This is a genomic window from Reyranella sp. GW821-FHT12G01 (assembly GCF_058806575.1).
Map to the genome: position 1 here is coordinate 2,112,625 of NZ_JBXAPV010000001.1, position 13,725 is coordinate 2,126,349.

Below are 13,725 nucleotides of genomic sequence, written 5' to 3' on the forward strand. Positions count from 1 at the left end.
TCAAAACCGGCGATCCGGTTTTCACCAGCGTCTCACGCGTGCGTTTTCCGAGGAGGCCTCAAACGATGAGAAAGTCGTGATGGTCGAGCACGGTCCCGGGGGTCACCTGGGCGAAAGCCACGGCAGCCTTGGCGCCATTGCCGTCGACGTCATAGGAAAGCACGCCGGTGCTCTGGTCGTAGTGGATGTGCTGGTCCTTGGTGGTCGGCGCCGAGGCGGTGAAGAAGGCGTCGTCGAGCGCGCTGCCCGCGGCGCCGATCTTCTTGAACACATAGTCGTCGAGCGCGATGCGGTCGATGCCGTGCTGGAAGTCGGTGATGGTCGCGAGGTTGATCGCCGCATCGAACTTGCTCGAGAAGACGAACGTGTCGGCGCCGCCGCCGCCGGTCAGCGTGTCGAGGCCGCCCTTGCCGTCGATCGTGTTGGCCGCGCCGTTGCCGGTGATGATATTGGCCGCCTTGTTGCCCGTGCCGCTGATCGCCGCCGAGCCGGTGAGGGTCAGGTTCTCGATGTAGTTGCCGAGGGTGAAGCTGACGCTCGATTGCACCTCGTCATTGCCGCCATCGACACGCTCGGAGACTTTGTCGCCCGTATTGTCGACGACATAGATGTCGTCGCCCGCGCCGCCGGCCATGGTGTCCGCACCCGCGCCGCCATCGATCAGGTTGGCGCCGCCATTGCCAACGATCTTGTTGGCGAGGCTGTTGCCGGTCAGCGAAAGGTCGGCCGTGCCCAGGGCCTGCAGGGTCTCGACATTGGCGGGCAAGGTGTAGCTGACGGTCGTCAGGATCGTGTCGTTGCCGTGGTTCGTGGTCTCGGTGACGACGTCGCCGGCATTGTCGACGTAGTAGGTGTCGTTGCCCGCGCCGCCGATCATGGTGTCCGCGCCGATCTTGCCGTTCAGCTTGTTGGCGGCGTCGTTGCCGATCAGCGTGTTGTCGAACTCGTTGCCCGTGAGGCTGATCGCGAGGTTGGCGTAGTCGGCACCGGGATTGACCGCAAGGGTCTCGATCTCCTGGCCGGCGCGCAAGGTGTAGCTCACCGTCGTGTAGACCGTGTCGGTGCCGCCGCCGATTGCTTCGATCGCCTGGTCGCCCGGCGAATCGACATAGAAGGTATCGTTGCCCATGCCGCCGGTCATGACATCGTCGCCGCGGCCGCCATCGAGGGTGTCGTTGTCGGCGCCGCCGTCGAGCCGGTCGTCGTAGATGCCGCCGGTCAGCGTGTCGTTGCCGGAGCCACCGAACACGGTGCCGGTGACCCGTCCGACGCCGCCGTAGGTGTCGTTGCTGGTGTCGAGGCTGACGTTGCCCTGGATCAGGCCGTCGTTGGTCACGCTGTCGTCGCGGCCACCGGCGTCGACGTTCCCGATGATCGTCCCCGAATTGGTCAGCTTGAACCAGCCGTAATCGATGGTCACGGCGTTGCCGCCCTCGACGAAGCTCGCGATGACACCCGTGTTGTTGATCGTGGTCGAGGTTCCCGTTCCGGCGACGGCGACGGCTCCGATGATGGTGCCGCCGATATTGTCGAGGGTGAGCGAGACGGCGTTGACAGCGGCGCGAATGGCCGTGACGGACGACGAAATCATGCCGAGATTGGCAACGACGAGACTGTTCTCGCTGAACAGGACGCCTGCGTTCGAGCTGCCTTCCAGGAAGCCGTAGTTGTAGAGCGTGCCGCCTCTGTAGAGGAGCGCGCCGAACTCGTCGCCAAGAACCCGGCCGGTCGAATTGATCGTGACGATGCTTCCCGTGTCGGCGACCACCCCCCGGGCGCCATAGATCGTCCCGGCGATCCGGACCGCCGCGTTGGCCACGACCGTGACCGGTGCTGATATGCCTTCGCCGCCGATCGTCGCGAGCGGTGAAATCGTGTCGCCGTTTTGAAGCGTCACGCTCGTCGCGCTGCCCGAATAGACCGTCATGCGGCACCTCCCTGAGAGGCGCGCACTCTAGCGAGGGGCCGGATTCGGGTTTTTCCGTTGCGTCTCAAAACCGCCGATTCGATTTTCACCAGCGTCTCACGGCGTCCTTTCCCCCGTTCTCAACGGGGCAGGGGCATGGCATGTCTCATGACATGGCGAATGCGGCTGAAGATGACGTGTCACCTACCGTACCAACCGTGCATCTCGACGGCAGCAAGTTGCCGCCGGGGCAGCGGCTCGCCGCCTTTTCCCAGCTCGCCGCGGGCTACACGAGCGAGCAGACCTCCGAAGGCGATTTCGAGATCGATGCGAAGGGCTGGCTGCTCGGCGAGCTGATGGTGACCTCGTCGCGGCTGACCTCACTGCGGATCGAGCGTACGCCGGCCCACATCGCCCGCGACAAGCGCGACACCTATTCCATCGTCGCGCTGCGGCGCGGCAGCTGGGCCGCCCATCTCCACACCGGACAGCACGTCCAGGTGTCGGTCGGGCAGATCTGCGTCATCGACTTCGCCCATCCCTGGGTGATCGAGGGCGCCGCGCAGGACAACATCATGCTGGTCGTGCCGCGCCCGCTCGCCGCCGAACTGGCGCCCGACGCGCCGCTGCTCCACGGGCGCCTGATCGAGGGCGCGCCGGGACGCCTGCTGGCCGAGCATATGTTCGCACTGGCCCGCCATCTGCCCGACCTCAGGATGAGCGACCTGCCGATGGTGCAGAAGGCGACCATCGGGGCGCTCACCGCGACGCTGCAGGCGCTGCCGCAGGACGATCCCAACGCCCGCCGCAACCTGCCGGCCGACATGGGCCATCGCGTGATGGCTTATATCGAAGGGCACCTGACCGATCCCGACCTCTCCGTCGCCACCATCTGCCGCGATGTCGCGATCAGCCGCGCCTCGCTCTACCGCTCGTTCAACGCCGCCACCGGCATCTCGAACTACATCCAGCAGCGCCGGCTCGAGGCCGCGCACGCCCTGATCTCGGACGAGGGCGGCAAGCTCAGCATGGCCGAGGTCGCCCACCAGTACGGCTTCCGCACCCAGGCCCATTTCAGCACGGCCTTTCGCCGCATGTTCGGCTACACGCCGGTCGCCGCCCGCAACGTCAGGACCAACGCCCGGGACGTCGGCGACGTGTTCGAGGGCTGGCAGAAGATCCTCGACAGGATGGCCGAGCGAAGCTCGGCCAGATGAGCGTCAGGACATTGCGGAGCAATGTCCGGGAGCGTCGAAGAAAGAATGGCCAGTCTGGCTCTTCGATCAGTGCGGCGCCACACCCAGTTCGACGCCGGTCTTGTCGTGCAGGGCGAAGCGGTCGACCAGGTCGGCGCTGGCCTTGTTGTAGCCGATGACCTTCACGTCGGAGCCGTCGCGGCGCAGGCGGGCGACGATCTTGTCGAGCGCGCCGACGCCCGAGATGTCCCAGAAGTGCGCCGCCGTGACGTCGATGATCACGCTGCGTCCCTCTTCGGGCTGGAAGGCGCGCGTGAAGCGGTCGACCGAGGCGAAGAAGATCTCGCCGCTAATGCGGTAGGTCACTAGGCCCTCGCTCTCGCTGCGCTCGACGGTGAACATGCGGCGGACCTTGCCGGCGAAGAAAATGCCGGAGAGCAGCACGCCCGCCAGCACGCCCTGCGCCAGGTCGCGGGTGAACACGACGACGCAGACGGTGACGACCATCACGACGCTCGAGGTCGGCGGATGGCGGCGCAGGTTGGAGATTGAGTTCCAGCTGAAGGTGCCGATCGACACCATGATCATCACCGCGACCAGCGCCGGCATCGGGATGCGCCCGACCAGCGGTCCCAGTACCGCCAGCAGGAACAGCAGCGCCGTCCCCGCGACGAAGGTCGAGAGGCGCTTGCGGCCGCCCGAGGTCACGTTGATCACCGATTGGCCGATCATCGCGCAGCCGCCCATGCCGCCGGTCAGGGCGGCGGCGATGTTGGCGCTGCCTTGGCCCAGGCACTCGCGGCGCTTGTCGCTGTCGGTGTCGGTCATGTCGTCGACGATCTGCGCCGTGAGCATCGATTCCAGCAGGCCAACGGCGGCCATGGTGAGGGAGTAGGGCAGGATGATGCGCAGCGTCTCCCAGGTGAGCGGCACCTGCGGCAGGACGAAGCTCGGCAGCGCCTCCGGCAGCTTGCCCATGTCGCCCACCGTATGGACCGGCAGGCCGAGGCCGATGCTGAGCGCCGCCAGCACGACGATCGCCACCAGCGGCGATGGCACGGCGGTGGTGAGGCGCGGCAGCAGGTAGATGATCGCCAGGCCGGCCGCGATCATCGCGTAGGTGTGCCAGGACACGCCGACGAGCTGCGGGATCTGCGCCATGAAGATCAGGATCGCCAGCGCATTGACGAAGCCGGTGATGACCGAGCGCGAGACGAACTGCATCAGGAGGTCGAGGCGCAGGAAGCCGGCCACGATCTGGATCAGGCCCATCAGGATGGTGGCGGCGAACAGGTAGTCGACGCCATGGTCGCGCACCAGCGGCGTCACCACGACGGCGACCGCGGCGGTGGCGGCGGAGATCATCGCCGGCCGGCCGCCGAGCAGCGAAATGACGATCGCGATGGTGATCGAGGCATAGAGGCCGACCCGAGGATCGACGCCGGCGATGATCGAGAAGCCGATGGCCTCGGGGATGAGGGCGAGGGCGACGACGAGCCCGGCTAAAAACTCGCGGCGCACCTCGGTGAGGTTCGAAAACCACTGGGACTTGAAATTGCTGGTCATGACCTGTCGATCGACAAACACATGGTTTCGCAAGGCAGGGCTTCGCCGGACTACGGCGAAGACGGCGGGTTGCGCGTTCATGTGAGAGTTGCCCGGCGGATCGGCGGCCGGAATAGCCACCCGGGCTTTCACCGGGGTCCATGCGACTGTGGCGCGACCTAAACCACGCCGCCGTCTTCAATGCAAATCGGAGGCCAGCGCTATTGCGGCGGGGCCGGCGTCACGACTTTCCCAGCAGGCGTCGGAGCAGTCCAAGCGGGCGTCGGGGTGCATCGTTGGGGCGGCGAGCCCGGCTGAATCCCGGCGGCATGGGCTCGACGGAAATGTTGCGGCGATAGGGCAAGCGCTCGATGCGATCGCCCGGGACGGCGTCGCGCCTCTCTTGATCGGGCCAGCGCGCCAGGGCCGGTAACATCCGCTCCACAATCTTGTGGCTCAGGTCGAGGTCTATGGGCACCGAGTCCGCTGGCATGAACGGATACCAGACGATCGGATGCGACGGATCGACGGCGTCGGGCAGATCCGAGGCAGGCCAGAAGGCCACCGGCTCGTCGGGGATGGTCCAGGGCGACAGACCGTCGTCACCCCGCCGTTCCGTCAGCTCGGTAATGATGAAGATCGCGAGGCCTTCGGCGCAGAGGACGTGGACATAGACGCCCTCGAACCGCACGACCCTGAACACCCAGACCGTCATGTCCGGGGCCTTGCGTCGGGCGATGGCGCGCACGCCCGAAATCTCCAGGCCCTTGAAGAGGATGTGTTCGCATATGAACTCGTAGTCGGCTTCCGCCGGAGACAGTGGCTGGCTCGTGGACATGGCCCGATCCTGTTGTGCTGCGGATGCGAAGGCAATCGGTCGATCTCGCCGGCACTCCTGAGCCCATTGTGTGGGCCATTTACACCAGCGTCTCAATCGTCTCGGACCTCTTCTCGGTAGGACGTACGCGTGGCATGTCTCGTGTCATGACGGATGCGATCGACAGCACCGTGGACGCTCGCGTCCCGACCCTGCATCTCGACGGCACGAAGCTGCCGCCTGCGATGCGTCTTCCGGCCTTCGCACAGGTCGCATCGGGCTATTCGTGCACGCAGATCTCGGAGGGCGATTTCCAGGTCGATGCGCGGGCTTGGCTGCTCGGCGAGATCATGGTGACCTCGACGCGGCTGACGGCGCTCCGGATCGAGCGCACGCCCATCCACATCGCCAACGACAAGCGCGACACCTATTCGTTCATCCTGCTGCGACGCGGAAGCTGGACCGCCGACGTCGCGGCGGGCCATGTCCAGGTCGCCTCGGGCCAGGTCTGCGTCATGGATTTCGCGCACCCCTGGCTGGTCGAGGGCACCGAGCAGGACAACATCATGCTGGTCGTGCCGCGCCAGCTCGCCGAGGAGATCGCGCCCGGCGCGCCGCCGCTGCACGGGCGCCTGATCGAAGGTGCCTCGGGACGTTTGCTGGCCGAGCACATGTTCGCGCTCGCGCGTCATCTTCCCGATCTCAAGATGAGCGACTTGCCGGTGGTGCAGCAGGCGACCGTCGGCGTGCTTGCCGCGACCTTGCGCGGGCTGCCGCAGGAAGACGGTGCGCCGTTCCGCAATCTCACGCGCGACATCGGCAGTCGGGTGCTCGCCTATATCGAGGAGCACCTGACCGATCCCGATCTTTCGGTCTCCACCATCTGCCGCGACGTCGCGGTCAGCCGGGCCTCGCTCTATCGTTCGTTCAATGCCGCCAACGGCATCGCGACCTACATCCAGCAACGTCGTCTGGAGTCCGCGCATGCGTTGATCTCCGACGAAGGCGGCAAGCTCAGCATGGCGGAAGTCGCGGCGCAGTACTGCTTCAGCAGCCAGGCCCATTTCAGCACGGCTTTCCGTCGCATGTTCGGCTACACGCCGGTCGCTGCCCGCAGCGTCAGGAACAATGCCCGCGATGTCGGTGGCGTGTTCGACGGTTGGCAGAAGATCCTCGCCGCGCTCCCGGGCGACAGGGAAGGCGCCAAGCCTTAGAGCGGTTCTCCGCTTTCGATCTCCTGCGTGATATCCGCCTCTGCCGGATCGAGGAGATCGCTCAGCGTGTCGTCGACCGCCAGCATCGCTTCCTCGACTTCATGGTTCTGAAGATCGAACTCGCCGGCCAGCCGGTCGAGCACGGCGCGGATGTCGGCCCGGGCCTTCAGTTCCGCTCGATGCAGCGCATCGAGGCGGTCGACAGGATCAGACGTACCGATGAGGTGGTTTGCCCATTCGGCCAGCAGCGGCAGGTGCGTTCCCATGCGATTCCCTTTCCTTGAAGGAATCAACATCGCCGGGCTTCAATTGTTGCATTCCGGAAGCAAGAGATGTCCGATATTTCAGTCCGGACGCAAGCTTCTCGGGAGGGAACTACTTCCGTGCCGCGAGGGCCTTCAACTGGTCGAGGGCGGACTGGCGCTCGGCGATGAGCGACGCGCGTTCGGCCTTGAGCTCGCTGACGCGGCGATTGAGGTACAGGCGGCGGCGGCGGATCTGGCCGATCTGGGTCTTGTCCACGCAGATCTCCAGCATGAGCCTCAACTCGGTGCTTTCATCCTGCAGGCCGGCCAGTTCGGTTTTCAGTTCAGCCAGTCGGTCGGTGCAATAGTTGCTCGACTGCTCCAGGCTGCGCTTCGTCTCGTCCGCCATCTCGTTCCTCTGTCTCTCGGCCGGCTCACGCCATTGTAGTGAGAACCCGACGCCGGTCAGTGCGGCAAAGCACAGAGCATGCCGCGACCGCATTGGGAAGGAGCGGAGATAGAGTAAATGCGTGTCAGGTCGATTAAGCCGCGCCTGCATGCATCGACAGATGCCAAAGCCCACGAAATGATTGCGTTATGAATGTGAACATCATGTTGCCGGCGCGGATATAAATGACGCCTTCATCCAGCGCGGACGAGGTCCGCGCACGGGCATGGGCGGAGGTCCGCCAGCCACTCGAACTGCAATTGGAACCGCTCGGCCGTCCCGCGCTGGCGGCGCTGGCGGCACGTCCCGGCGAGCGCGTGCTCGATATCGGCTGCGGCGGCGGCGATACCGCATTCGAACTGGCGCGTGTGGTGGCACCGGAGGGCGAGGTCGTGGGCATCGACCTGTCGGAGGCGGTGCTGTCGGTCGCGCAACGCGCGTTGGAAGAGAGCGGCATCGACACGGAGCAGTTGCGGTTCATCCGTGGAGATGCCCAGACCTTTGCCTTCGAGCCGGCCTCGTTCGACGCCGCCTTCTCGCGCTTCGGGGTGATGTTCTTCGCCGATCCGGTGGCCGCGTTCGCCAATATCCGCCGCGCCCTGAAGCGGGGCGGCCGCCTGGCTTTCGTGTGCTGGCGGACATTGGACGAGAACCCGCTCGACCACCTGCCGCTGCGCGCGGCCAAGCCGTTCCTGCCGCCGCAGCCGCAGGAAGCTCCCGACGCGCCGGGCCCCTTTGCCTTCGCCGATGCCGACCGCGTGCGCGCGATCCTGGAAGGGGCGGGGTTCGAACAGGTCGAGGTGACGGCGCGCGACGAGCCGGTCGGCAGCGGCGACCTCGACACGATGCTGACGGTGCTCACCAAGGTGGGCGCACTCGGCAAGATCCTGCGCGAGACGCCGGCGCTGCGCGACGCAGCACTCCCCGCCGTCCGCGCCGCTCTCGCGGCGCACGACGGACCTCAGGGCGTCAGGCTGAACGCCGCTACGTGGATCGTGACGGCCCGCGTTCCTCAGGCTCGCACGCCTCGTCGCCTGTAATCAAATTGCTTCCAGAACATAGATAGCAAACAAAGATTATTTTTCTCCCGGAAAGTGCAAACCACCGGTTGCATTCATTCAAATGGGCTGAGAAGCTTGTGTTGGGTGTGCTTGGGAGAAATCGATGTCTACAGTTGATGCGGTGAGCGCAAGCTCAGCGGTGATGGCGTTCGCGTCCTCGCAAAGGGGAAGTGCGGCGACGGCCACCGCGCCAGCGCAGGACAGCGATCTCGTCAAAACGATGAATTTTCTGCTCGACGACGTACTCGGGCTGGATGGTAACTCGAAGCTTGCCACCGTTTCGGTCAGCCCCAATGCCGATGAAAACGGCATGCTGACGCTGGATATCAGCTGGACGCTGGGCGCCTGGCCTGTCGAGCTGATCGAGGCGCTGCCGTCCAAGATCCTGTCGCTGAAGATCGACCGGGAGAAGCTGCTGGAGCAGCACAAGCCCTATACGATCGATCTCCAGAAGAAGATCGAGAAGGGCATCAAGGAATTTGCCGAGGATGTCGTCGACAAGGCCGTGGAGAGCCTGGAGGGCGTCCATCATGCCGTCGCCGCCTCGTCGAGCGAGGCGCTGAAGGCGCTGCTCACCAGCAAGATCGTGCAGCCGCTCGCGGCCGATGTGTCGGCGCGGGTGATGGCCCTCGACCTGCCGAACGGCGGCGAGATCGCCGACGCCCTGGGCACAGGGCTCAAGGTGTTTGCCTCGGAGGAGTTCAAGACCTTCACGGCCGACGTCGCCAAGGCCTACGGCAAGCTGGGCCTCGCCGAGATACTGACCAAGGTGACGACCGGGCTCGATCCGCAATGGGCGACGGCGATCAAGACCCTGGGCAACGGCACGCTGGCACCCATCCTGAACAACATCGTCGACAACTACTTCCTGCTGGACGACGGCTCGGAAAAGAACTTGCTCGACGGCATCGACTTCAAGCAGGTCCTTGGGGACGTCTTGGTCGGCTTAATCGGCGACTTCGACGAGCTGAACCGCAAGATCGTCGACGACATTCTGGGCCTTGAGGGCCACGGCTGGCTGCAGGACACGGTCAGCGAGATGGTGCGGAAGGGAATCGACAAGTTCGTCAAGACCGGGTTCGTCGATTCGATCGAGTTCCTGTCCGGCGACTTCGACACCGCCGATCTCAAGAATCTGTTCACGGATCTGTCGAGCGCCGGCCTCGTGGAGATCAAGAACCTGCTGGGCGGGTTCTTCGAGCACTATACCGGCCAGCAGCTCGCCGAGCTGTTCGTCGACATCGACAGCATGCCGGAGGAGCTCCTCAGCCAGCTCGGCTCGACCCTCGTGTCCAAGGCGTTCGGCGAGATCATCGGCACCAAGCTGATGTCGGCGGTGACCGACGTCTTCGGCCAGGTGGCCGCCAACGCGATCGGCGTCCAGATCTTCCAGGGCATCGGCACCATCCTCGGCGCGGGCCTGGGCGCGATCGCGGGGTCGATCGTTTTCGAGCTGCTCGACGACCTGTTCGACGGCGCGATCTCGGACATCTTCAACGACATCGTCGACTGGTTCCGGAACGACAGCCCGCAGGCGTTCGTCTATTCGCGGTTCGACGCGGCTTCGAACACCTACATCTACTGGGATCACTACGAGAAGGATTCCACCGCCGACATGCGCACGGCTGTCGCCGCGATGGCCGACGCGTTCCGCGACAAGATCAACGACGTCATCGAGTTTGTCGGCCAGCAGGCTGCGTTCGACAACATCGAGTACGGCTTCGTCAACATGGTGTGGGGCAAGAAGCACTTCGACGAGAAGTTCGCTTCCTACCTGGGGAGTAACGAGGGCAACAAGATCGGCTTCAGCTCCGATGCCTCGACGGTCGTCTACGACGCGATCGGCTCCACCCTGCACCACATGCACTTCCACGAGGGCGACCGCGTCCTGGCGATCGCCTACGACATGTGGAAAGCGGCGGTCGAGCAGTTGGCGGGCGGCGAGTCCAAGTTCATCGGCACCGATGCGTCCGTCCTGCTCCAGAACCTGATGGGCCTGGCGAAGTTCGCCAACGCCTACCGCCAGGACCCGGAGATGTTCGACGCGTGGATGGCGAGCAGCGCGCCGCTTGCGGTCACCGTGCTGCAGCAGTTCCTGCAGGCCCAGCAGCTGGGCTTCAACGATGCCACGACCATCCATGCCAGGGACTTCCCCGATCTGGACATGATCGGGTCGGCGGCGGCGGGCGACACAATCTATCTCGACGGCGATCCCGTCACCGGTGCCCACCAGGCGCTGGGGCGTGGCGGCGACGACACGATCTACGGCAGCGACCAGGCCGATCTCATCTCGGGCGGTACGGGCGACGACCTACTCTTCGGCTATGGCGGGCACGATACCGTCACCGGCGACGAGGGGGCCGACAGGCTCTACGGCGGCACCGGCAACGACACGCTGTCGGGCAAGACCGGCAAGGATTCGCTCTACGGCGAGGCCGGCGACGACGTTCTCGACGGCGGTGCGGGCGGCGACACGATGGAAGGCGGCGGCGGCAACGACACCTATTACGTGGACGACGCCAAGGACCGGGTGGTCGAAGCTGTCGAGCAGGGCACTGATACCGTCTTCTCGGCCATCGGCTACACGCTGGGCGCCAATGTGGAGAACCTGACGCTGCTGGGCACCGGCGGCATCGATGGCACCGGCAACGCCCTCGACAATGTCCTGACCGGCAACCAGGCGGACAATACCCTGAACGGCAAGGACGGCGACGACACGCTCGACGGCAAGAGGGGCGCTGACACCATGATCGGCGGGCGTGGCGACGACATCTATTACGTCGACGATGCCGGCGACCGCGTCATCGAGGTCGAGCGGCAAGGGACCGACACGGTCTATGCCAGCATCAGCTTCACCCTGGCGGCCGAGGTCGAGAACCTCACATTGACAGGGACCGCCGCGCTCAGCGGCACCGGCAATTCCCGGACCAACGTTCTGACGGGCAACAGCGGCGCCAACACGCTGGACGGCAAGGCCGGCGCCGACCGCATGGCCGGCGGCTTGGGTAACGACACCTATTATGTCGAGGATACGCTCGACCGTATCGTCGAGACCGAGGAGGGCGGCACCGATCGCGTCTTCAGCACGGCGAGCCACACGCTGGGCGCCAATGTCGAGAACCTGACCCTGACGGGTCGGGCCGCCATCGACGCCACCGGCAACGATCTCGCCAACGTGCTGACCGGCAACGACGGCGCCAACGTGCTCGATGGCAAGGGCGGCGCCGACCGAATGGTGGGCGGCAAGAACAACGACACCTATGTCGTCGACAATGTTCTCGACCGCGTCGTCGAGGCTGCGGACGAGGGCGTCGACCTGGTCATCAGCCGTCTCGACTACACGCTGGGGGCCAATGTCGAGAACCTGACCCTGACGGGTCGGGCCGCCATCGACGGCACGGGCAACAGCCTGGCGAACGTGCTGACCGGCAATGACGGCTCCAACGTCCTGGACGGCAAGGCCGGCGCCGACCGCATGGCCGGCGGCAAGGGCAACGACACCTATTATGTCGACAACGTCCTCGACCGCGTCACCGAAGCCGCCGACGAGGGCTTCGATCGGGTCTACAGCAGCACCACCTTCACGTTGTCGGCCGACATTGAGGACTTGACCCTCACCGGGCGGGCCGTCATCGACGGCACCGGCAATGCACTCGCGAACGTGCTGACCGGCAACAGCGCGGCCAATGCGCTGTCCGGCAAGGACGGCGACGATACGATCGACGGCCAGGGAGGGGCCGACCGGATGGCCGGCGGCGAAGGCAACGATACCTACTATGTCGACAATGTCCTCGACACGATCCTGGAGCTTCAGAACCAGGGCATCGACCGGGTGTTCAGCAGCGCCGACCACACGCTGGCGTCCAACGTCGAGAACCTGACCCTGACCGGGAAGGCCGGCATCGACGCCATCGGCAATGCGCTGGCCAACGAATTGACCGGCAACGAAGGCTCCAACGTCCTGGACGGCAAGGCCGGCGCCGACCGGATGGCCGGCGGCAAGGGCAATGACACCTATTACGTCGACAACGAATTCGACCTCGTCATCGAGGCCGTGAACCAGGGCACCGATCGGGTGTTCAGCAGCACGAGCCATATCCTGGCCGCTAACGTCGAGAACCTGGTCCTGACCGGGACCGCGGCCCTCCGCGGTACCGGCAACAACATGGCGAACGACCTGACCGGCAACGACGGCGCCAACGTGCTCGACGGAAAGGCCGGCGCCGACCGCATGGCCGGCGGCAAGGGCAACGACACCTATTATGTCGACCACGCCCTCGACCGCGTCGTCGAGGCCGTGGACCAGGGGACCGACCTTGTCTACAGCAGCGTCAAGTTCACCCTCTCAGCCAATGTCGAGAAGCTGACCCTGACCGGTACGGCGAACATCAACGGCACCGGCAACAGCCTGGCGAACGAGCTGACGGGCAACGACGGCGCCAACGTGCTCGACGGCCTGACGGGGGCCGACCGCATGGAAGGCGGCAAGGGCAACGACACCTACTATGTCGACAATGTCCTCGACCGCGTCGTCGAGGCCGCGAACGGGGGCACCGACCAGGTCTACAGCAGCAAGAGCTTCACGCTCTCGGCGAACGTCGAGAACCTGACCCTGACGGGCAGGGCGACGATCGACGCCATCGGCAACACCCTGGCGAACGTACTGGTCGGCAACGACGGCGCCAACCTGCTCGACGGCAAGGGCGGCGACGACCAGATGGCGGGCGGCAAGGGCAACGACACCTATGTCGTCAACAGCGCGGGCGACCTAGTGACCGAACTGGTGGGCGGCGGCACCGACCTGGTGCAGTCGGGCGTCAGCTACACGCTTACCGCCAACGTCGAGAATCTCATGCTTCTCGGGACGGCGAAGCTCAATGGCACGGGCAATAGCCAGGCCAACATCCTGACGGGCAATGCCGGTGCCAACATTCTCGACGGCGGCCTCGGCGCCGATACGCTGACCGGCGGCGGGGGCGGCGACACGTACCGCTTCAGCAGCGCGCTCGGACCGTCCAACATCGACCGCATCGCCGCGTTCGATCATGTGGGCGACACGATCCAGCTCGATCACGCGATCTTCGCCGCCCTGGGCACAGGCGCGCTGGCTGCCGGCGCCTTCAACATCGGCGGCGTGGCGACCCAGGCCGACGACCGCATCCTGTTCAACGCCGCCTCGAAGTCGCTCTACTACGATGCCGACGGTGTGGGCGGCGTGGCGGCGGTGAAGTTCGCGACAATCAGCAGTGTCACGGGCATCCTCGACCACACCGACTTCTTCGTCGTGTAGCGC

Annotated in this window: 9 protein-coding genes and 1 other annotated feature; of the genes, 4 read left to right on the forward strand and 5 right to left on the reverse strand. The window is 65.3% G+C overall.

The window, feature by feature from the left end; genetic code table 11:
* Positions 1 to 58: 58 nt before the first annotated feature.
* Positions 59 to 1,927 (reverse strand): beta strand repeat-containing protein, encoded by a 1,869-nt coding sequence (locus AC1RP5_RS10090; protein WP_493110509.1) that lies wholly within the window; start codon positions 1,925 to 1,927, stop codon positions 59 to 61.
* A 176-nt stretch (positions 1,928 to 2,103) separates the two neighbouring features.
* Here AC1RP5_RS10090 and AC1RP5_RS10095 point away from each other — a divergent pair, with 176 nt between their 5' ends.
* Positions 2,104 to 3,123: a helix-turn-helix transcriptional regulator gene (locus AC1RP5_RS10095; protein ID WP_493110510.1), complete on the forward strand. Its 1,020-nt coding sequence runs from the start codon at positions 2,104 to 2,106 to the stop codon at positions 3,121 to 3,123.
* Between the two features lie 66 nt (positions 3,124 to 3,189).
* On the opposite strand, the gene AC1RP5_RS10100 is transcribed toward AC1RP5_RS10095, so the two are convergent.
* Together AC1RP5_RS10100 and AC1RP5_RS10105 are read right to left on the reverse strand one after the other, a co-directional pair.
* Positions 3,190 to 4,668, reverse strand: a complete 1,479-nt coding sequence (locus tag AC1RP5_RS10100) for a SulP family inorganic anion transporter (protein WP_493110511.1) — start codon at positions 4,666 to 4,668, stop codon at positions 3,190 to 3,192.
* A gap of 86 nt (positions 4,669 to 4,754) precedes the next feature.
* Positions 4,755 to 4,811: a sequence feature (sul1 is cis-regulatory element that is thought to sense ions involved in sulfur or methionine metabolism; They are found in Alphaproteobacteria), on the reverse strand.
* 77 nt (positions 4,812 to 4,888) lie between these two features.
* Positions 4,889 to 5,485: a hypothetical protein gene (locus AC1RP5_RS10105; protein ID WP_493110512.1), complete on the reverse strand. Its 597-nt coding sequence runs from the start codon at positions 5,483 to 5,485 to the stop codon at positions 4,889 to 4,891.
* A gap of 134 nt (positions 5,486 to 5,619) precedes the next feature.
* Here AC1RP5_RS10105 and AC1RP5_RS10110 point away from each other — a divergent pair, with 134 nt between their 5' ends.
* Positions 5,620 to 6,678, forward strand: a complete 1,059-nt coding sequence (locus AC1RP5_RS10110) for a helix-turn-helix domain-containing protein (RefSeq protein ID WP_493110513.1) — start codon at positions 5,620 to 5,622, stop codon at positions 6,676 to 6,678.
* Here the strand turns inward: AC1RP5_RS10110 and AC1RP5_RS10115 are convergent.
* Both AC1RP5_RS10115 and AC1RP5_RS10120 read right to left on the reverse strand, forming a co-directional pair.
* A complete protein-coding gene (locus tag AC1RP5_RS10115; RefSeq protein WP_493110514.1) occupies positions 6,675 to 6,974 on the reverse strand; it encodes a hypothetical protein in 300 nt (99 codons plus the stop codon). The genes AC1RP5_RS10110 and AC1RP5_RS10115 overlap by 4 nt on opposite strands.
* Positions 6,975 to 7,053: 79 nt before the next feature.
* Positions 7,054 to 7,332 carry a hypothetical protein gene (locus AC1RP5_RS10120; RefSeq protein WP_493110515.1) on the reverse strand — a complete coding sequence of 93 codons (279 nt, stop codon included), beginning with the start codon at positions 7,330 to 7,332 and terminating at the stop codon, positions 7,054 to 7,056.
* A 224-nt stretch (positions 7,333 to 7,556) separates the two neighbouring features.
* On the opposite strand from AC1RP5_RS10120, the gene AC1RP5_RS10125 reads away from it, so the two are divergent.
* Positions 7,557 to 8,411 carry a class I SAM-dependent methyltransferase gene (locus tag AC1RP5_RS10125; RefSeq protein ID WP_493110516.1) on the forward strand — a complete coding sequence of 285 codons (855 nt, stop codon included), beginning with the start codon at positions 7,557 to 7,559 and terminating at the stop codon, positions 8,409 to 8,411.
* A gap of 124 nt (positions 8,412 to 8,535) precedes the next feature.
* Entirely contained in the window at positions 8,536 to 13,722 is a 5,187-nt protein-coding gene (locus AC1RP5_RS10130; protein ID WP_493110517.1) for a hypothetical protein, read from the forward strand.
* Positions 13,723 to 13,725 lie beyond the last annotated feature (3 nt).